This is a genomic window from Pseudobythopirellula maris (assembly GCF_007859945.1).
GTDB classification, from domain to species: domain Bacteria; phylum Planctomycetota; class Planctomycetia; order Pirellulales; family Lacipirellulaceae; genus Pseudobythopirellula; species Pseudobythopirellula maris.
In genome coordinates this window covers 544557-564493 of record NZ_SJPQ01000003.1, presented here as the reverse complement: position 1 = coordinate 564493, position 19937 = coordinate 544557, and the positions used below count along the sequence as shown (strand labels likewise).

The 19937-nt window shown below is 65.9% G+C and carries 13 protein-coding genes, 1 tRNA gene and 1 other RNA gene; 8 read left to right on the top strand and 7 right to left on the bottom strand.

Annotated elements, in window-relative coordinates; all coding sequences use genetic code 11:
* Nucleotides 1-44 precede the first annotated feature (44 nt).
* From Mal64_RS15020 to hydA, 5 genes are all read right to left on the bottom strand, one after another.
* Nucleotides 45-118: transfer RNA gene (locus Mal64_RS15020), tRNA-His, on the bottom strand.
* A 357-nt stretch (nucleotides 119-475) separates the two neighbouring features.
* On the bottom strand, nucleotides 476-1777 hold the full coding sequence (locus Mal64_RS15015; RefSeq protein ID WP_146401692.1) for a hypothetical protein: 1302 nt from the start codon (nucleotides 1775-1777) through the stop codon (nucleotides 476-478).
* A gap of 14 nt (nucleotides 1778-1791) precedes the next feature.
* Nucleotides 1792-3612: a PQQ-dependent sugar dehydrogenase gene (locus Mal64_RS15010; RefSeq protein ID WP_197525792.1), complete on the bottom strand. Its 1821-nt coding sequence runs from the start codon at nucleotides 3610-3612 to the stop codon at nucleotides 1792-1794.
* A gap of 287 nt (nucleotides 3613-3899) precedes the next feature.
* Nucleotides 3900-4568, bottom strand: coding sequence for a GNAT family N-acetyltransferase (locus Mal64_RS15005; protein WP_146401688.1), 669 nt, complete (start codon nucleotides 4566-4568; stop codon nucleotides 3900-3902).
* Between the two features lie 26 nt (nucleotides 4569-4594).
* Nucleotides 4595-5974 carry a dihydropyrimidinase gene (gene hydA / locus Mal64_RS15000; RefSeq protein ID WP_146401686.1) on the bottom strand — a complete coding sequence of 460 codons (1380 nt, stop codon included), beginning with the start codon at nucleotides 5972-5974 and terminating at the stop codon, nucleotides 4595-4597.
* 241 nt (nucleotides 5975-6215) lie between these two features.
* Between hydA and ssrA the strand changes: the two genes are divergently transcribed.
* The 8 genes from ssrA (at nucleotide 6216) to Mal64_RS14960 (ending at nucleotide 17113) form a co-directional block, all read left to right on the top strand.
* Nucleotides 6216-6597, top strand: a transfer-messenger RNA (tmRNA) gene (ssrA, locus tag Mal64_RS14995).
* An 874-nt stretch (nucleotides 6598-7471) separates the two neighbouring features.
* Nucleotides 7472-7975: a sigma-70 family RNA polymerase sigma factor gene (locus tag Mal64_RS14990; RefSeq protein WP_261342192.1), complete on the top strand. Its 504-nt coding sequence runs from the start codon at nucleotides 7472-7474 to the stop codon at nucleotides 7973-7975.
* 91 nt (nucleotides 7976-8066) lie between these two features.
* Complete coding sequence (locus tag Mal64_RS14985) at nucleotides 8067-9740, top strand: LamG domain-containing protein (RefSeq protein ID WP_146401682.1); 1674 nt, start codon at nucleotides 8067-8069, stop codon at nucleotides 9738-9740.
* A gap of 133 nt (nucleotides 9741-9873) precedes the next feature.
* A complete protein-coding gene (locus tag Mal64_RS14980) occupies nucleotides 9874-10602 on the top strand; it encodes a PEP-CTERM sorting domain-containing protein (RefSeq protein ID WP_146401680.1) in 729 nt (242 codons plus the stop codon).
* 266 nt (nucleotides 10603-10868) lie between these two features.
* Nucleotides 10869-12545, top strand: a complete 1677-nt coding sequence (locus Mal64_RS14975) for a hypothetical protein (protein ID WP_197525790.1) — start codon at nucleotides 10869-10871, stop codon at nucleotides 12543-12545.
* A 59-nt stretch (nucleotides 12546-12604) separates the two neighbouring features.
* The gene (locus Mal64_RS14970) at nucleotides 12605-13621 is read left to right on the top strand and encodes a DUF1559 domain-containing protein (RefSeq protein ID WP_146401676.1); all 1017 of its coding nucleotides are present in this window, start codon (nucleotides 12605-12607) and stop codon (nucleotides 13619-13621) included.
* Nucleotides 13622-13779: 158 nt separating this feature from the next.
* Nucleotides 13780-14115 (top strand): hypothetical protein, encoded by a 336-nt coding sequence (locus tag Mal64_RS14965; protein WP_146401674.1) that lies wholly within the window; start codon nucleotides 13780-13782, stop codon nucleotides 14113-14115.
* Nucleotides 14116-14200: 85 nt separating this feature from the next.
* Nucleotides 14201-17113: a BNR-4 repeat-containing protein gene (locus Mal64_RS14960; protein ID WP_146401672.1), complete on the top strand. Its 2913-nt coding sequence runs from the start codon at nucleotides 14201-14203 to the stop codon at nucleotides 17111-17113.
* A gap of 41 nt (nucleotides 17114-17154) precedes the next feature.
* On the opposite strand, the gene Mal64_RS14955 is transcribed toward Mal64_RS14960, so the two are convergent.
* Entirely contained in the window at nucleotides 17155-18141 is a 987-nt protein-coding gene (locus tag Mal64_RS14955; protein ID WP_231993778.1) for an HAD family hydrolase, read from the bottom strand.
* 80 nt (nucleotides 18142-18221) lie between these two features.
* Nucleotides 18222-19820: an arylsulfatase gene (locus tag Mal64_RS14950; protein WP_146401668.1), complete on the bottom strand. Its 1599-nt coding sequence runs from the start codon at nucleotides 19818-19820 to the stop codon at nucleotides 18222-18224.
* Nucleotides 19821-19937 lie beyond the last annotated feature (117 nt).

Below are 19937 nucleotides of genomic sequence, written 5' to 3'. Positions count from 1 at the left end.
AAGGGGCCGGGGGGCCAATCGACGTAAGTCGTTGCCAGATAAAGGGTGGCTGAGGGGTCTCGAACCCCCGACCTTCGGAATCACAATCCGACGCTCTAACCAACTGAGCTACAGCCACCGTAGGGCGCCGCCCCGGGGGGCGTCGCAATCACGCGATCCTAGCCCATCGGAGGGGCGATCGTCAACGTTTGGGCCGCCCGCCAGGGGGGCGGCCCCGGGATGCTCAGGATCGACGGAAACGAGCGGCTACGGCCGTGGCGCCACACGCGGCGCCTGCGGCGAAGGCCAGCAGCACGGCGGGCCAGTCCAATGAGGTCATGTGGGCGAGGATGGTCGGCATGGCGGGCTCCGTCTTGAGGGGGCAGGCTCGGTGGGGGGAAGGGCGGCGGGCTGGGTAGCAGCGGGGGGCGCCGGCGGCTCTTCTGGGAAGTTTTCGGACGCAGCGGCGGCCGGCATCCAACTTATCCGGCGGCCCTTAGGGCGACAAGTTCCGTAGGTAGTTGCGGTAAGCCCGGTCGAGCTCGTCGCCGCTGGCGTCGGTCGCCCGCAAGAGCGCCTCGGAGTCGGGGCGACTGCGGTAGAGATCGCCCAGGAAGCCGACGAACGGCTCACGCCAGCGGCCCCCTTCGCCCTGCATCAGCATGCCCGCCAGGGCGGCCGACTGGCCGTAAACCGCGGCCAGGTTGGGGCGCCGCTGCAGGTCGGCCTGGCCCAGCGCCGCTAGCTGGGCCACGGGCATGGGCCCCTCGCCGCCGAGCAACCTTCGCTTGGCCGCGGGCAGACGGCCGGAGTCGCCGGCTCCGAGCCGGTAAGTGAGCCTCCCGTCGCTGTCGCGTTGGGGGGTCAGGGTCTCCAACCAACAAGCGACCCCTTCGACGGCCCAAAAGTTCGCGTCGAGGCCCGCCGCCTTGCCCTTGCCGCCCATCTCTTGGAACAGTTGATGCCCCGCCTCGTGGTAAACGGTGGGCAGTTGCAGGGCGAGGCCCGCGCCGTCGCCGGCGTCGTAGAAGTGCGCTTCGCGCAGCGTGTCGAAGTAAATGCCGAGCGTCTCGCCGATGCGCGGCTGGCGGCGGCGGAGGTGCTCGACGTAGCCGGCTCGGTCGCGGTGCAAGAAGACGTTCATCGTCGCGCTCGTGTCGCGGGCGTCGCGCTGGCCCTCGAACCGCAGTCGCACTTCGCGCTCGCTGAGGCAGTAGCCGGCGAAAAGTTGCCGCCAGGCTTGGCAGTAGCGCTCCAGTTCCTCGGCCAGCGCGGCGGCGGCGGCGAGCGAGTGGTTCGTCGTCACGACGAAGTGGTCGCTGCGGACTTGCCAGCCGTCGGCGATCTCGGCGTGCAGCTTGGCGTCGGTCTCGGCCGAGACCCACCGCCGCCCGTGGCGTCGCTCGCCCGCCTCCAGCCGTGGCAGGTCCTCGACAGCCGACCATCCGAAGCGCGGGTCCCACGCTTGGCCTCGCCCGACGAGCCGCTCTTGGTAGGGGGTCAGCCAGCGGCCGTCGACCCGTTCGTAGCCGAGCACCCGGCGGGCCTCGGCGTGGTCGGGGTCGAGAGCCAGCGTTTCGGTCGCCAGCGAGAGGGCCCGCGACGGCTCGCCCTGGGCGGCCGCCCGGGCGGCTTCGTCGAACCGCAGGGCGGCGGCTTGGGGATCGGCCGGGGCCGCGAATCGCGTGTAGGTGTCGGGCGCTAGGTAGACGGTCTCGGCCCCGGTCGCGCAGCACGCCACGCAGAAGCCAAGGCAGCAGAGCAACGCACGGAGTGTGGGGGGATGGCTAGCGGGCATCCCTTTAGTCTAGCTCATGCGCGGCCGGAGCGACGCCGCACGGCGCCAACCACCGCCACGATTCCCAGCAGGGCGACGCCCGCGGGTTCGGGTACGGAGGCGCTCGATCCGGGCGACGACCAAGTCTTGCCGAAGTTCGCCACCCACAGGTCGTAATCGAGTTCGTCGACCACGCGGTCGCCGTTGCCGTCGGCGTTGAGGCGGTAGCCCTGTTGGCCGTAAGCGTCGCGCCACACCGTGAAGTCGGCCGCGTCGACGACCAGGTCTTGGTTGTAGTCTCCCGCCAGCGGGACGGTGTTGGTGACCAGATAGATCACGCCGTTCTCCTTGGAGGAGATGTACATCTCGCCGAGCAGCCCCTCGGCGAAGCGGGCGTCGTTGCGGCCACCCCCAACCACCTCATGGAAGCTCTCCGTCAGCACCGGGGGGGTCTCGGGGTCGTTGTCGTGGTCGTACGAAACACGCAGTCGGAGGTTCTCCGCCTGGGTCAACTCCGCCGGCTCGTCGCGGCTCGGGTCGTTGGGGTCGAGCTGGGTGACGGCGCCCAGGATGTCGTCGAAATCGTTATGGTAGACGTCGCCGTGGTTGTTGGCGAAGTTCAGGTGGATGAACTGATTGTCGAGCGCCGGGTCGCTGCCGTTCTGGATGACGAACGATGAGGAGATCGCGTTGCCGGTCCACCAGTCGGCGCCGAGTTCGACATTCACGCCGTTGTGGTCCCACTGGGCGACCGGGTAGGTGTAGCGTTCGCCGTACTCATCGACGCCCACGGTCGCCTCGTCGGCGGGCAGGTCGTCGACGCCGTAGTAGTAGCCGGTGTCGGGGTGGGGCTCGGTGTGCTGGTGGTGGACGAAGGTTCCTTCCCGCTTGGTCCAGCCGTAGTTGCGCCCCGGTTGCACGAGGTTCACTTCCTCGATGTTGTCGCGGCCGATGTCGCCGACGAGGATGTGCGTGTTCCCTTGGTCGTCGGGATTGAACGAAAAGGTGTGTGGGTTGCGGAAGCCGTAGGCGTAGACTTCCTTGAGCACGTCGGGGTCTTGGCTTTCGGCGAAGGGGTTGGTCGGCGGGATCGTGTAGCGGTCCGTGCCCGATTCGAGTGGATTGATGCGGATCATCTTGCCCATCAGGTCGCCCCGGTCTTGCGGGTCGTCGTTGCGGGAGTCTTGGTTGTTGGAGTCTCCGTGCGTCATGTACAAGAGGCCGTAGTCTTCGTCGCCGGGCGTGGCGTGCGGGTTGAAGCTCGCCATTTTGATCGGGTGGTCGTAGTTGGGCATGTTGACGCGGAAGAGCTCACGGTAGGAGTTGGTGGCTACCCCGCCCGCTCCGAAGTCGTAAGTCCATTCGGCGAGCACACCGTCGGCGGTGACGTAGCTGTGGGTGCTGTTGCCCAGGTACTTGAATTCCGACGCTCCAGGATTATCGGGGCGGTCTTCGAGCATCGTCGTGTAAAGCTTGCCGTAGCCGGGGGCGCTAGCGTCGCCAAACTCCGGATGGAACGCGACCGACTGCAGCCCTCTCTGCGAGGTAACATCGTTCATGGAGCGTCCGGTGGCGGCGAGCACCGCCGCCCGGGCGTCGAACCAGGGGGTCGCCTCCCTCTCGCCCGAGCCGAGCTCGTCGATCGCGAAGACCGTGCCTTGGTTGGTGGTCACGTACATCCGGCTGTCGTCCGGACGGTAGGTCATTCCAATGATCTTGTCGAATCCGGCCGGCATGGCGGCGTAGGGCTCCACGTGCAGCGTGGCGCCCGAGAAGGGGAGGGCGTCGCCCAGCAGGTCGAAGGCGGCGGCGGGGGCGCGGCTCGTCGCGGCGAACGGGGAGGTCAGTAGGGCCAAGATCGGCAGCCATCGACATAGCGGGGGCGTCATCGTGCGGAGAGCTCTCTGCTGGATCGGATCGCCGCGCCAAGGCATGATCGAGCGCTGAGGCTCAAACAAAAAAAATGTGGCGCAGCGGTGCGACGATGGGAGTGTGATGAGATACGCAGAAAAGATTGAGCGCGTCGCTGGGCGACGAGCCAGCGCCACACGATTACTAGGCGCTTCGGGCGTCAATCTTACACCAAACGCCTGACAATTTCCCAAAATCGCCGAGATCGGCAAGAAACCCGTCCCCCCATCGCTCATTCGGCTGAGGGCTGCGGGTCGACACGTACGTTGACCCGCCCGCCCACATGCAAGCAGCCGCCACGGCCGGCGGTCAGGCTTCCGGCGAGCGCGGCGACCGTGAGCCCACAACTCCGCGCAGCGAACAGGTCGCCCACCACCGCGGCGCCAGCCCGCTCGTGGGCGCGACGCGACGGCTCGTTGCCGCGGCTCACGCCTAGCAGGATCCGGGTGAGGCCTTCCTCGGCAAGCGACCGGCCGGCAAAGCCCAGCAGTGCGCGGTAGACGCCTCGCCGCCGATGCTCTGCGAGCACGTGCGCCGAGTGCAGCCACGCCTCGGTGGGGGCGAGCTCGAAGCTCAAGCCCAGCGAGGGTTCTTCGAAGCGACCGGTAGCGATCCAGAGGGCGCCGAGCGGAACGCCGTCGGGCGACTCGGCGAGCGCGGCACGCGCTGTCACGCCGTCCCAACGGTCGAGATTCACCCGGTCGGCGATCCCGTCGAGACGGTCGAGCTCTTCGCGGTTGGCGATCCAGCGAGGGTGGGCCGTGCTGCTGGGATCGACCGGCGTGGGGTTAACGCCGAGCGGCAGTTCGCACACCCGCATCGGCCGCAGCCGCAACGCCCAAGCCGGCAACGCGTCGACCGCTCGCTTGGCCGTTCGGTAGACCGCGGGTGAGATCGTCATGCCCCCAGCTTAGCCGCCGTGGCGTTTCAATGCGTCGGCTCACGCTTGAGGAACTGGCCCTTCCCCTCGGGCCCCACAAACTCGCCGCCGCGGACCATCACCTCGCCGCGCACGGTGACCGTGTCGGCCCGGCCGACCTGCTCCCAGCCCTCGAACGCCGAGTAGTCGGTTTGCATGTGGTGCGTGTCGACCGACAGCACGCCCTCCCAGTCGGGGTCCCAGACCACCAGGTCGGCGTCTGACCCCACGGCGATCGTTCCCTTCTTCGGGTAGAGCCCGAACAGCTTGGCCGCCTGCGTGCTGGCCGAGTCGACGAACGTCGACAGGTCGATCCGCCCGGTCGTCACCCCGTGGTGGTAGAGCAACTGCACACGGTGCTCGACGCTCGGGATCCCGTTCGGGATCATCGTGAAGTTGTCGCGGCCCATCTCCTTCTGGCCTTTGAAGTCGAACGGGGCGTGGTCGGTGGCCACGGTGCTGATCGTGCGGTTGGCGAGTGCGTTCCACAGGTAGGGCTGGTGCTGCTCGTCTCGGATCGGCGGCGACATCACGTACTTGGCGCCTTCGAAGCCGGTCTGCTGGGCGTAGGTGTCGTCGAGCACGAGGTACGGGATGACGGTCTCGATCCACGCCTGCACGCCGCGGGCCTTGGCGGCCGCGGCCGCCTCGACCGCCTCCTGGCAACTGGTGTGCACCACATAGACATGGGCGCCGGTCAGCTCGGCGAACGTCATCAGGTGATGCACCCCCTCGGCCTCGACCCGCACGGGCCGCGACGGCTCGTGCCATTCGGGCCCGGTCTTGCCGTCGGCCAGCAGCCGCTGCTGCAGCTCGGAGACAAGCGACTCGTTCTCGCAATGGGCCGTGACAATCACGCCCAACTCGGCCGCCAGTTCCAGGGTGTTGAAGAGCTCCTCGTCGCTCACCCCCAGGGCGCCCTTGTAGGCGAGGAACACCTTGAAGCTCGCCGTGCCGTCTTCGACGATCTTCTTGAGCTTGTCCGGGGTCGACTCGTCGAAGTTCGTCACCCCCATGTGGAAGCCGTAGTCGCACGACGCGGCGCCGGCGGCCTTCGACTTCCATAACTCGTAAGCCTCGACCGGGTCCTCGTCCGGCCCGGGGCAGATCATCTCGATGAGCGAAGTCGTGCCGCCGACCAATGCCGCCTTGCTGGCCGAGGCGTGGTCGTCCTTGGCGTGCGTTCCCATGAACGGCAAGTGGATGTGCACGTGCGGGTCGATGAACCCCGGCAGCACGAGCTTGTCGGTCGCGTCGAGCACCTCGGCGCTCGCGGGCGCCGCCAAATCGCGGCCGACCGCCACGATGGTCTCGCCCTCGACCAGCACGTCGGCGACCGCGTCGCTCCCCGCGGTCACGACCCGTCCGTTCCTAATCAGCAGCGCCATGTCGCACTCGTTTCTCACATAAGACATTTAGCCGCCGGCCTGTGGCCGGCGGGAAACCCAGGGACCGAGTATCCCAAATCAAGCGGCAATGTCCCACCACCTCCCCCACGGTTTCTGCGCCGCCGCGTGGCGGGAAAGCGGAATCGCAAGGAATTGACGCCTTCTTTGCCGCGGCCTTGCCGAATAGAATAGGAGGTTCGCCCCGCCGCCACGCAAGCGGCGCGGGCGAGACGCGTTTCGAGGGGGCGAACTGGGTTCGACCGGATTGTCGAAGCGTAAGTGGCGTGTCGTGGTTGATCGGTGGCCCACGTAAAAAGCCGATTACAACCTTCAATTGCCGAAGGTAACTACGCTTTGGCTGCCTAGTTTTAATTAACTAGGACTCCCAGTCACGTACCCCCGCGGGTCGCCGGAATCTGCGGACGGAACGTATAACCCCCTCCGGATCGCTTGCGGGTCAACCCTCCGGGCACGCCCGCTGCTAACTGAAGTACCTGGATAGTCCGACGGTAGCCGTGTCAGGAAGGGCGCCCGTCGTGCGAAACCAAATCGCCTGACTACACACGTAGAAGCTTGCGTGGAGCGGTCGCGGGACGCGGGTTCGATTCCCGCCGCCTCCACTCTCTTTGCCCGTTGTGCCAAGCAGGCCCACTGGCGTTACTTGCGGCGTGTCCCCTTTTTCTTGGTGGGGACGCGTCGCCACTCTGTGTGGCTCTTTTCGGCTGCGCGGTTTTCTTGTGGCAATCGGCCTGCCCCGATCTGCTGCCCTCGTGCCGCCCATAGCGTTGAGCGCGATGAGGCGACGGCGGAGTCGCGCCTCCTCTGCTTCGAGCCCTGATGCGAGCGACCGGAATATGTCTCCGTCGTTGCGTTGCTGCGCCGTGGTTCTCTTGCTTCGGAACCATCCGAACGACTGGTTGGAAGCCTTCTTGCGTGAGTGCGTTCGCTGCTTGGACGTGGACCGACGCTCACGAGCGATCGTTTCTACTTTTATCCACCCGCAGGGGGGGACGCTATGCGCTGCCGCACTCTGCCCATGACTAGAGCGGTTTTCGAATTGGTGTGTACGAGCGGGGAAGCGATTGGCGGCGTGGCGAGGAAGCCGAAGCAGGCAATGCGGTGCATTGTCGATGCAGGCTGACGAAGCCATGACGCCGATCGCGAGCCGAGCGTCTACACCTATGAGTAAACCGCTCTAGGCTTCACGCTAGCACGGGCCGCCAGCAGGGCGCTTGCCTGCTTGCTTACGACAACATGGGGTGACTCGGCGCCTTGGGGGATGCGGCCCGCTGTCGGTCGTAGCGTGGTTGCGGAAAATCGCCACCGGTTGGGCGTACCCCCTTTGGAGTTTATAGGTAGGACCGGAGAAGGCTGCGAGATAAGCGATTGTGCTTGCTAAGCGGTGATCCGCCCCAAACGCGATGCTGCGTTGGGCACGTCTACTCATCTTTTTTGTGACTTTTCTTGTCAAATTATCAGCCGCCCTCGGACCGATTCGTGGGGTTCTTGACCGCCAGTCAAGACCGGTTGCGGGCGTACATACTCGCTTGCGTCGGCAACTACAACGACGCCAGCGACATACTGCAGAAGACCAATGTCGTTTTGCTCCGCAAGTCCAAGGATTTCGCGGACTCCGGAGAGTTTGAAGCGTGGGCTTTTTCCACGGCGAAGTACGAAGTGCTGTCGCATGTCCGAGATCGCCAGCGGGACCGCCTGGCGTTTTCGCCAGAACTCGTGGAGGTGATGGTCGAGGCCGCGGCTGCCCAGGTGGGAAACCTGGCGGCTCGACAGGCCGCGCTGAGCGGCTGCCTGTCAAAGCTCTCCGCGGACAAGCGGCGGCTCATCCGCATGCGGTACGCCGAGGACCTGTCCATCACCCAGGTCGCTTCCGGCGTCGGCAAGTCGACCGGCGCGGTCAAAGCGATGATGCGGCGGCTGCGCGGCATGCTGCACGAGTGCGTCAAGAAGCGTTTGTCCGAGCCCGACCCCTCGGGCGTGTGAGTCGAAGCACGAGCCGAGAGGCTCGGCCGTGTCCGTAAGAGCCTGGCGGCTTGAACCTTGCCTGTAGCCTTGAAGCGATCAGCCAAAGCACATGAACTTCGAGAAGCTAAATCGATTGCTGCTGGCGGCGTCGGAAGGCGAGCTGTCGGTGCGCGACCGCGCTGAGCTGAACTCGGCGTTACTCGCCGACGCCGAACTCCGCTCGCAGGCGGTCGAGTGGCTTTGCGAAGAGTCGCTGCTGCACGCCGAAGCGACTTCCATGATCACTCCCACGGGCGACCTGCTGGACCTGGCGGCGCTCAAGGCGTCGCACGCCCCTCCTTACACGCGCCCCGTTGCGCCGGCGACCCGATCTTTTTGGGCCCCCTTGGGGGCGGCGGCCCTGGCTTGCTCGTTGCTGCTGAACGTCTTCCTGTGGGGCGACCCTCAGGAGCCACGCGTCGCCGACGCTGAGGCCGCGACGGGGTTCCAAGGCGCTCGGCTCACGAAGGTGACCGGCTGCATCTGGGAGCCCTCCGCCAGCACCTCACCCGCCCGCGGCCGGGTGCTGCAGGGCGGCGAGACTCTCAAGCTGCAGCAAGGCATCGCCGAGATCGACTTGCAGGTGGAGGGGGCGAGGGCCTCGGTTCGCCTGCTCGGCCCCTGCACCGCGATCGTGCGTCTGGGGGAAATCCCCGAGCTCGTCTCCGGCCGGATGGTCGCCGACATCAGCGTCTACGGCCAGTCGCTGCGCGTCGAGACGCCCGTCGGCTTGCTGGAGCTGAGCGACGACGCGTCGCTTGGGATCTTGAAGAACGACAGCGGTTACGCCGTCCACATGCTCGATGGCGTCGCGGTCTGGGCGGGGCCTCCTCACGCGCTGGGCGTCGAGCCCGGTGTGGAGGCTGGCTACCTATTGGAGGGAGAGGCGATTGCGCGACGCTTCGCGGGTACCGAGGAGGCGGGGCTGCGGCGGGTGTCGGCCGACAGCGACATGTTCGCCGAGGAGCTATCGATGGCGACCGACAGGTTGTCCGCCGGTCCCCGCTACGCTCAGCTCGTCATGGCGTCCAAGCCCGCGGGGTTCTGGCGGTTCAACCGCAAGTCGTCGGGCCTGCTGGTGAACGAGGTCGAGGGCGGCATCGAGATGAAGATCGGTGGCGAGGTCTCTTCGGTCACTTACGGTGAGAACTACGCTCTTGAGTTTGGCATGACCCGTCGTGCGGGCTACCTCTACGCGGACCAACCCTGGCCCGCCGCTCCGCTCAAGGAGTTCTCCGCCGAGGTGTGGGTCAAGCCGAGCCACTTCCACAACGGGTCGATCTTCGCCCTCACGGTCGAATCCGAACTGCCCAACAGGTTCGCCAACCACGCCGTGCTGGTGGAGCTCGGCGGGTCCGAATTCCACTGGCGGTCACGCACGCCGCTCAACTCGCTCCGTTACCTGTTGCGCGACCCGCCATCGAACGTGCCGGAGGGCGAGTTCGGAACGAGCATCAACCACGGCTACGAGGTGCGTCGCTGGCATCACTTGGCTTACGTGAAGCGGGCCGACCGGCTCGAACTCTACCGCAACGGTGAGCTGATCTCCAAAGACCCTTGCAACGGCGAGATCGCCAGCGGGATGCAACTGGTGTGCGGCCGGCTTTATCCGCATCTCGCCGAACGGTTGTTCGTGGGGCAGCTCGACGAGTTGGCGATCTACGAGCGGCCGCTGAGCGAGACCGAGGTGCGTGAGCACTACTTTGCGGGCGACATAGACTCGGAGCCGAACGATGCGATCTGAACGCCCCAGAGGCTGCGGTTGAACCGTTGCCTTGCTGACGGTCCGGCGACGCGATGAAACGTTGGATTCGAGACTTCTTTTCTCTCTACCTCTCTTCTTCACTTCTTGTCTTTCACCTACGGAGTTGCTAACGATGAAACGTCTAGCACACGGAGCCCTGCTCACGAGCGCATGCGCGCTCACATCGGTCTTGTCGCTAAGCGGCGCAGCGGAGGCCGGCGCCCTGTCGATCAATAACGCCGGGTTCGAGACCGACTTGGCGCCGGCCGTCGGCGCGACCGGCTGGTCGATCAGCTCCGGCGGGACCGATTGGTTCACCACGACCGCCGGGGCGCCCGATTCCGCCAACGATCCTGCCGCAGCGGCCGGGGGCGTGAATTGGCTCTCGGGCAACCGCTTGGCGACCGGGGCGGGTGCGAGCAACAACCCGCAGATCATCGAACAAGTGGTCGACATCTCGTCCGACGCGGCGCTCATCGATTCGGGAGACGCACTGCTCGATTTCTCGTTCATGTTCTCGGACAGCGACCAGAACGACGAAGGGTTTGTGAACGTGAGCTTCTTCTCCGATGTCGCCGGCACGGCGTTGCTGGCGGGGGATCTGACCACCGGCGTCATTGCGCCAACCGCCGCCGACGGCGAGCCCCGCGCCCCATGGGCGCTGCGTGGCCTGTCGGGCGACGTGCCCAGCAGCGCTCGCTCGCTGAAGATCGAACTGGTGATCAATCGCCTCGGCGGCTCGGCGGGCAACGCGCACTTCGACGATTTCAGCGGCGAGATCACGCCGATCCCGGAGCCGGCCGGGCTGGCGATGGTCGCCTTGTGCGTTGGCTTGCTCGGCGCCTTCCGCGCCCGCCGCTAAGGCCGAGCCAGAACCACCGGTCGCCTTGGCTGCGTAGCGGGGCAGCTGCGCAGCCTTGGCGTCTTTGAAGCCGGACGGGGCGTCGTCGCCCCCCCCGCGCTTCAGCAAACGTTCAGAGCTCATCAATTGCTGGATGGCGGCTGCGCCGGGCCGAACAGGCGGGCGGCAGCCTCACCTGCCTTTTATCAGACATTCCCTTTTCTCGGAGAGCGGCGGTGGAAATCACAACAACGAAAAGTGTTTGGCGAAGCGCGTTTGCGATAGCGGTGATCGCCGCCGCCACGGCGGGCTCGGGGCCAGCCCAGGCGGGGGTGCTGGACATTCTGAACGGAGATTTCGGCAGCGGGCTGACCGAGGCGTTCCCGGGCGCGGACAACTGGGACATCGGCACGGGCCCCTCGCTCAACGAGTTCTACACGACCGACGGCACCGGTCAGGGAGGCGCGTTTCTCTCGGAGGTTGACCCGTTCGAGGGGCAGGCGGGATTCGGCGATCGCTTCCTGACCGCCAACCGGCTAGCCGGCTTCATCGGCGAGGGAGAAGACGACGAGATGAACCCGGCCGTCTCGATGGCCCGGCAGTTGGTCAGCATCCCCGCTTCGGACCACGCGCTGATCGACGCGGGCGAGGCCCAGATTAATCTCGACTTCTTCTACAACATGAGCGTTGCGGAAACCGCTTCGATCAACGTCGAGTTCTTCTCCGACCTCGCCGGCGTCTCTTCTCTCGGATCGGTATCGACCGGGGGGCTCTCGGCCACGCCGGCAATCGACTGGAGGGCCGCCTCGCTGATCGATCTCGTCCCGGCGAACGCCCGGTCACTGCGGATCGAGCTCAATGCGAGCCGCACAAGCGGCACCGCGACCAACGTGCACTTTGACGAGATCAGCGGCCTCATCGAGACCGCTCTCCCGCCCGCCCTGGAGTACCCCTTCCGTCCGCTCACCATCGCGAACCCCGGGTTCGAGGACGACGACGTGACCGCTACCGGTGGCGTGGCGGGTGCGTCGAGTTGGACGCTTGGGGGCAACAGCCAGTGGTACACCTCCAACGGCGACAACCACGCCGACGTGGGCGACATCTCCGAGCCCGATCCCGATGCGGGGCAGGGGGGCAGCGAGCAGTATCTGGCGGGCAATCGCTTCGCGATCGTGCCCGATGATCCCACCGCGACCGAGACCACTGGCACGCTTCGGCAGCTGGTGGATATCTCTTCCGCTTCGGACCTTATCGACGAGGGCGACGGTCGTGTGAAGCTCGACTTCTACTACAACCAGTGGGACGCGGCCGGGCCTTTCGGGCCGCCGCTGACGCCGGAGAATGTAGGCGAGCTGCCGTCATCGGGCGACCTTGTGCGGGTGAACTACGAGTTCTTCTCGGACACCGAGGGGACCGAGTCTCTAGGGGTCGTTAGCGGCGACCTGCTGCCGATCACCGACGTGGACGCCTGGGAGTTTGGCAGCGCCATCGGCCAGGCGCCCGTGGGAGCCCGCTCGGTGGCGATCGAGTTGTCCGGCGAGCGAACCGGCTCGGGTAGCGCGCTCAACGTCGGGATCGACAGCCTCTCTTTCTTCGTGTCAGCGGAGACCCTCTTCGGAGACTACAACGACGATGGCGCCGTGGACGCCGCCGACTTCACCGTCTGGCGGGACAATCTAGGAACGAACACCGTCCTGCCGAACGACTCCACCCCCGGCGTGGTGACGGAAGAAGACTACGCCGTGTGGCGCACGAACTACAACGCGTCGATCCCCTCGGGCTCCGCTTCTCAGGCTGTACCCGAGCCCAACGGCCTGCTGCTGGCGGCTTCGCTAGGGGCCCTGGTTCTGCTGGGCCTCGGCGGGCGCACGCGGGGCTCCTGGGGCGCCGTCGCCGCACATGCGGCCGACGGGCCCCGTCGGGGCGGTCCCCAACACCGGACGGCCGGAAGCCGCCGCTGTTGATCCATACCCCGCCCCCAGGGGCAGGGCGTCTCACACGGGTGCAAACGCGGAGTAACGTTATGAAGTCATTGTTGATCTTGGGCAGCCGCCCCCCGAAGAGGGCCTTCACGCTCGTCGAGTTGCTCGTCGTGATCGCGATTATCGGGATCCTTGTCGCGCTGCTGCTCCCCGCGGTGCAGTCGGCGCGTGAGGCCGCCCGCACGGCGCAGTGTCGCAACAACATGAAGCAGATCGGGTTGGCGATGCACAACTACCACACCACCAATCGGTATCAGCCGATCTACCACGACGTCGAGGGCGACTATTACTGGACCAAGCCGGGCCCGACATGGACGATGCTGATCTTGCCCTACATCGAAGAGACGCCGTTGCACGACTCCTTCGATTTCACCCAGAGGGTCATCGCGGCTGCGAACCGCGAGGCGGTCATGACCGTTGTCGCGGGTTACGTCTGTCCCTCGGCCGAGAGCTCTAGCTCGCCGATCTTCGAAGACCGGGCGGACGTGGGCGGCAGCAACCCGACCCCCGCGCCGGGGTTGTACTACCCGGTGTCGATCGGGCCCACTGCACGGGCTTGGCCGAGCGAGCCGGGCGACTGCGAGTTCTGCGTGAATCAGAGGCCGTCGGGCGACAATTTTTGCTGCCAAGGGAGCAACTACGGAACCTACCGGCCGACCTACTCGAATCCTCGACCGCCCAACGAGCGGGTCCTTGAGGCGAGCTCGACCGGCATGTTCGGCCGATTCAACGACCGCCGCAAGTTTTCTCAGGTGACCGATGGCCTCAGCAACACGTTCTTGCTCGGGGAGACCCTGCCGAGGCAGTGCGTGTACGGCGGGGTCTGGGCGCCCAACTTCTCGCTCGCCTCGACGGGCATCCCCGTGAACGAGTTCCAAGAGTGCTTGAGCCCGCCCGGATGCCACACCGTCGGCTGCGGCTTCAAGAGCGACCACCCCGGCGGCATCAACATGACGATGGCCGACGGCAGCGTGCGGTTTGTTGCCGAAGCGATCGATTACCGCCTCTACAACCACCTCGGCACACGCGCCGGAGAGGAAGTTATTACCAGCCTCTGATGAACCAACCACAGCCAGAATCCGAAGCCCGATCTATGTGCGAGCAGGTCAACAGCAGACCCCCTATCCGCGTTTCACCACGGCCGCGTCTTTCGGCGTGGTGGTTGGTGCTCGCTGCGTTGTTCGCCCCTGTGGGGTGCGGGGGCGAGGGGCCGAGCGTGGTGCCCGTGTCCGGGGCGATCGAGTTCGCCGGCCGAGACCGCCCGGGGGTTTGTCGCGTCAGCTTCGTCCCCGAGGCGTCGCAAGGCCCCATCCGGCCGCGTGGCGGAACGATGGGTTCGGACGGCGCGTATCAATTGACCGAGTACCTCGGCGTGCGGGGCCTGACGCCGGGGACTTATCGGATCCGCTTGACCTATTACGACCTCAAGCCGGGCGGAGACGCCGCCAACGAATCGGATTGGATCGGGAACGAATACGAATCTTCGGAGACGCTGACGATCGAGCCCGGCATGCACAGTGTGACCCACAACATCGTCGTCAGCGGAGAATGACGCCCGGTCCTAGCCCGTTGGTTCACGCCCCGCGGGCCACACACGGATCGGCGTCGCCACGAGCCCACAAGAAAGCAACCTCTGAATGACCACCCTGCAGATCATCATGATACGACTGAACACGAGCGGAACCACGCGACTGATTGCCTCCTCGATGCTTGCCGCGTTGCTGGCCGTGGTGATCGCAGGCGTGGCCAGCCGCGCGGGCGCTCAGCAACCCGTCTCCTTCGCGAACGCCGATTTTGAACAGGGGTCCATAGGCGTAGTCCCCCCCGGTTGGCAAACGAGCCCCGGCATGGGGCTGCTCTACACGACGGATGGAGCGGGCCTGTCGGTGATCGATCCCGAGAACGCTTACTCCGGGTCACAGTTCGCCACGGCGACCTGGCAGGCCACAGGGGCGGGGCAGTCGCCGTTCTCCACCGGGCAGGAGATGAGCGTGTACCAGGACGTCGACCTGTCGTCCCACGCTGCGCTGGTCGACACGGGGAGCAACGCGCTCAATCTCTCTTTCGCCTACAACGACGCCGACCCGAACGATGTGGGCCACGTGCGGCTAGAGTTCTTCGACGACGACTCGGAGCCGATCGGGTTCACCTCCCTGTTCACATCGCTCGGCTCGCAGTCGGAGGAGCAGGGGTGGAGCTCCAGGACGCTCTCGGGCCAAATGCCGGTGGGCGCCCGCGCCGCCCGGATCACGCTGGCCGCCGAGGCGGTGGGGAGCGGGTCTGCGAGGAACATCAGCTTCGATGCGTTGTCGGCGGAGATCGGCCCCCACATCGCCCCGCCCGCCTCCGACGTCGTGCACGGCTCGCTGATCCAGTTCAACCAGAACGGCGCCTGGAGCTGGTACCAAGACGAACGCGCGATCGTCGACCGCGAACGCGGCGAGCTGATCGTGGGCTCGACGCCCAACTTCGCCGGGCTCGGCGGCCAAGGGGTCGACGGTCAGATCCAGACCGTCCACGTCAATCTCTCGGACCGCTCACGCACGCTGCACGTGCACAACGACATCGAGTCTTACGGCGCCAGCGACGACCACAACGTCCCCGCGCTCCTGAAGAAGGAGGACGGCGACATCCTCGCCTTCTACACCGGGCACAACAACCGCTTCGGTGTGGAGGACGACCGCAGCTCCTTCCGCACCTACGACACGGCCAACGAGTCGTGGGGCGCCGAGCGCGAATTCGACTGGTGGGACGCCATCCCCGACGACGCCCCGGGGTCGGGCGGCACAACCTACTCCAACTTGTTCCAGCTGGCGGACGAAGACCCCGACGGCGACGGCAACGGCCGGCTCTACAACATCGCTCGCACGCAGCAGAGCCCGCACCTGATGGTGTCGGACGACAACGGCCAGAACTGGAGGTACGGCGGGCAATTGACCGAGCAGCCCAACGACAAGCCCGCCAGCGGCAATTACGTGAACGGCTACTACAAGTACGTCTCGAACGGGACCGACCGGATCGACTTTATCGCCACCGAGTACCACCCGCGCGACTTCAACACGAGCATCTACCACGCCTACATCAGCGGCGGCAAGATCTACGACAGCGAGGGCAACGAGGTCGACGCGGACATCTTCAGCGCGGCCAGCTCGTTCGACCCCAGCACGGTCCCCTCGACCGACGACTTCACGCAGGTCTTCCAAGCCGACGGCGAGGAGCACTCACGCGCCTGGAACACGGACGTGCAGTCGTACAGCGACGGCACGGTGACGGCCCTCTTCAAGACCCGCGCCGTCCCTTACACCGCCAACCAGGGCGTGGGCAACCACGACCACCGGGTCTGGTTCGCCCGTCTCGACCCCGCGACCAACGAATGGACCACGACCGAGATCGCGCAGGCCGGCGCCAACCTGTACGGCACGTCCGAGAGCGACTACACGGGGCTGGGGGCGCTCGACCCCAGCGACCCGAACACGATCTACATCTCGACCGAGGTGCACCCCACCACCGAGGTCAAGACCGACCACCACGAGATCTACAAAGGGGTGACGGCGGACGACGGGGCTACGTGGTCGTGGACGGCGGTCACCGAGAACTCCACCTACGACAACCTTAGGCCGATCATCCCCTCGTGGGAAAGGGGACGCACCGCTCTGCTGTGGTGGAAGGGAACGATGTCTTCCTCGCAGAACTACGACACCGCCGTCGTGGGCCTGATCCTCGACGACCACGAGGCCGTGGGGCCCGTGACTTACGTCGACGCGAACGGCGCCAACACGCGGCTCGCCTCGGGCGGCGCCCTCGACTTCACCACCGGCAATAGCTCCGGCCCGACCGACGACGCGTGGCATTACCGCACCCTCACGGGCAACGGGGGCGGCGTGTTCACCGCCGACGAGTTGGCCAACGAGAACGCGCCTATGATCAAGACGACCTCCGAGGGCGTCGACGCCGGAGCCTACGACGTGTTCGCCTACTTCTGGGTCGAGGAGTCGACCGACTGGCGTGTGAGCGCCGGCCTCACGCCGGACAACCTCGCCGTGTACCGCATCCGTGGCGCCCAGCACGCCAGCGTGGACGAGTTCGACGGCACGGTCGTTGTCGACGAGGGCAACCGCAGCCTCTACAAGGCGTACCTCGGACGCGTCGAGCTGTCCGACGGCGAGTCGGTCGTGGCCTACATCGATGACTACAGCGCCTTCGGGTCGGGCCGGGTCTGGTACGACGGGCTCGGTTACGCCCCGGTCACTCAGATCCTGCCGGGCGACTTCAACGACGACGGCATCGTCGACGCCGCCGACTTCACCGTCTGGCGCGACAACCTCGGCTCTCTCATCGCGTTGCCCAACGAAGACCCCTCCGTCACACCGGGGGCCGTCACGCAGGAAGACTTCGACACCTGGCTAGACAATTACGGCGCCGTGAGCGAAGCCTACGCACAAGCCGCCTCGGCCCCGGAGCCAGCGGCCGGTTGGCTGCTGGCTGGCGCCTGGCTCTGCACGGCGGCGGGGAGGTGGTCGGTTTGCCCGGCCAGGGCGCGGGCCGAGTGAGCGACGGCCGCTTCGCGTAGTCCGCGAAGCATCGCCCGTGGTCAATCGGCGAACACGCGATTCCAGTCCTCGGCCATGTCGACCACCACCCAGCCACGCTGCGGCGCGTCGTCGAGCGCCTTGTCGAACTGGCCGATGTGCGACTTGCGGTCGTAGGCCCACTCACGCTCGGCGTCGGTGTGGTGGACGAGCAAGCCAAAGCGGGCCGTCGTGTCGTCTACGCCGCGTGGGATGGTCGTGTACTGGAGCATCTGCTTATCGCCGTCGGAGTTGCCCGCGGCGAAGACCGGGCGGCGGCCGATGCGGCCGTAAATGTTCGCCGGCTTGCCCTCTTTGTCGTCGACGAACAGCCCCTCGGGCAGCTTGACGATCGTGGGGACCCCGTCGCGTAGCTCGTACTTCGCGGCGATGCTTGAGCCGATCACCTGCTCGGGCGGCACGCCGTAAACCCGCTCGGCGAACACCCGCATGAAGTCGACGCCGCCTCCGGAGACGATGAACGTCTTGTAGCCGTTGGATCGCAAGTGGGCGAGCAGTTCGAGCATCGGTTGGTAGACCATCCGATAGTACGGTTTGCCCGTCGTCGGGTGCTTGGCGGTGCGCAGCCAGCGGCGGACCGAGCCGGCGAACTCGTCGGCGGTCATGCCGGCGTGCGAGACCGCCAAGACCTTCGCCAATCCCTCCTTGCCCGTGGCCAACAGCCCCTTCATGTCGCCCGCCAGGGCGCTCTTGAACGGCTCGGTGGTCTTCCACTCCGGGTGATCATCGGCTTGGGCCTTCACCCGATCGAGGGCGAACAGCAGCTGGAAGTACATCGGCTGCTCGGCCCACAGCGTGCCGTCGTTGTCGAACACGGCGATGCGCTCCGACGGCCGCACGAAGTCGGTCGAGCCTTCGGTCGTGGTTGTCTCGACGAAATTGAGCACCGCCGTCTTGGCGGGGCCGTCGTTCCACGACGGCAGCGGGTCGTCGGAGCCGAGGGCCAGTGAGGGCGACAGCAGGCAGATAGCGGCCAGCGTGGCTTTCAAGGCAGAGTTCTCCGGTGGGTTGTGAAAAAGGGCCGCCGGCTCTAGCGATACACGGCGGCCCTTCAGATCGTTTGGCGACATCACTTGCCCGTGGCGGCGTTCTCGATCTGCTCCTGGATCTTGTCCAGGTTGAACGAGCCGGGCGTCTGGCTCGGCGGGTACTCCTTGAGCGTCTCAAAGAACTTGCCGGCGATCTGCTGCATCGGCACGATCACAAAGGGCCGGTCGAGGAACCAGTCGTGGTAAACGTTCGCGTCGATCTGGGCCTTCTCGAACGGGTCGCGGCGCAGGTTAAAGAGCAGCGGGACCCGCAGCTCGGTGAACGGCTCACGCCAGATCTGGAAGGCGCTCGCGCGGTTCTCCAAGAACACCGCCTTCCAATCCCCCAAGCGGATGGCGACCATCTGGCCGTCGTCGTTGACGTAGAAGAACTCCTTGCGGGGCGACGCCTTAATGTTGTCGCTGTAGCTATCGAACGAGTCGGCCTTGGACAGGTACTCGTTCATGTCGTAGCCGTCGAGGTGCTGCTTGTACGTGCGGCCGATCGCTTCGTAGCCGTCGAGCATGTCCTCCTTGAGGTCCTTCTTGCCGGCGGCCGACGCGAACGTGACCATCCAGTCCTCGTGGGCGACGATGCCGTTGACCATGGCGCCGGCGGGGTACTCGGCGGGCCAGCGGACGAACGCCGGGACGCGGTAGGCGCCCTCCCAGTTGCTGTTCTTTTCTTTGCGGAACGGCGTGTAGCCGGCGTCGGGCCAGGTGTTGAAGTGCGGGCCGTTGTCCGTGGAGTACATCACGATCGTGTTCTCGGCGATGCCGAGCTCGTCCAGCAGGTCGAGCAGCTCGCCGACGTGCATGTCGTGCTCCACCATGCCGTCGTGGTACTCGTTGCCGCTGGGGCCGCTCAGGCCGGTGTGCTCTTCCTTCACGTGCGTGCGGAAGTGCATGCGAGTGCCGTTCCACCAGCAGAAGAACGGCTTGCCGGCGTCGTTCTGACGCTTGATGTAATCTTTCGCCTTGGCCACCGTCTCATCGTCGATCGTCTCCATCCGCTTCTTGTCGAGCGGGCCGGTGTCTTTGATCGACTGCGTGCCGTCGTCGTTGGCCTTACAATCGACCACGCCGCGCGGGCCGTACTGCTCGAGGAACGTCTTGCCGTTTGGCAGCACCATGTCGCCCGGGTAGTCACGGTTCTCGGGCTCTTCCGAGGCGTTCAGGTGGTACAGGCTGCCGAAGTACTCATCGAAGCCGTGATTCGTGGGCAGGTGCTCGTCGCGGTCGCCGAAGTGGTTCTTGCCGAACTGGCCAGTCGCGTAGCCTTGCTCCTTGAGCACGGCGGCGATCGTGATGTCCTGTTCTTGCCAGCCTTCGGCCGCGTTCGGCAGGCCGACCTTGGTCATGCCGGTGCGGACCGGCACCGTGCCGCCGATGAACGCCGCACGCCCGGCAGTGCAGCTCTGCTGGGCGTAGTAGTCGGTGAACGAGACGCCTTCTTTAGCGATGCGGTCGATGTTGGGTGTCTCGTACGCCATCATGCCGCGGTTGTTGTGGCTGATGTTCCACGTGCCGATGTCGTCGCCCCAGATGACGAGGATGTTCGGCTTGTCGGCGGCGCAGGCGGTTACCGCCGTCAACGCTAGAAGCAACAGGACCGGCAGGGTCAGACGGGACTGAATCATCGGGCGCCTCAAGGGTTGCGAGAAGAGCTGTCTGTAAGAACAGAAGAGCAGTCTTTAAGGGCTAGAGAACGCGACGTCTTCACATGAATTTCATGTTTTCGAGGGGTCGCGTGCTGA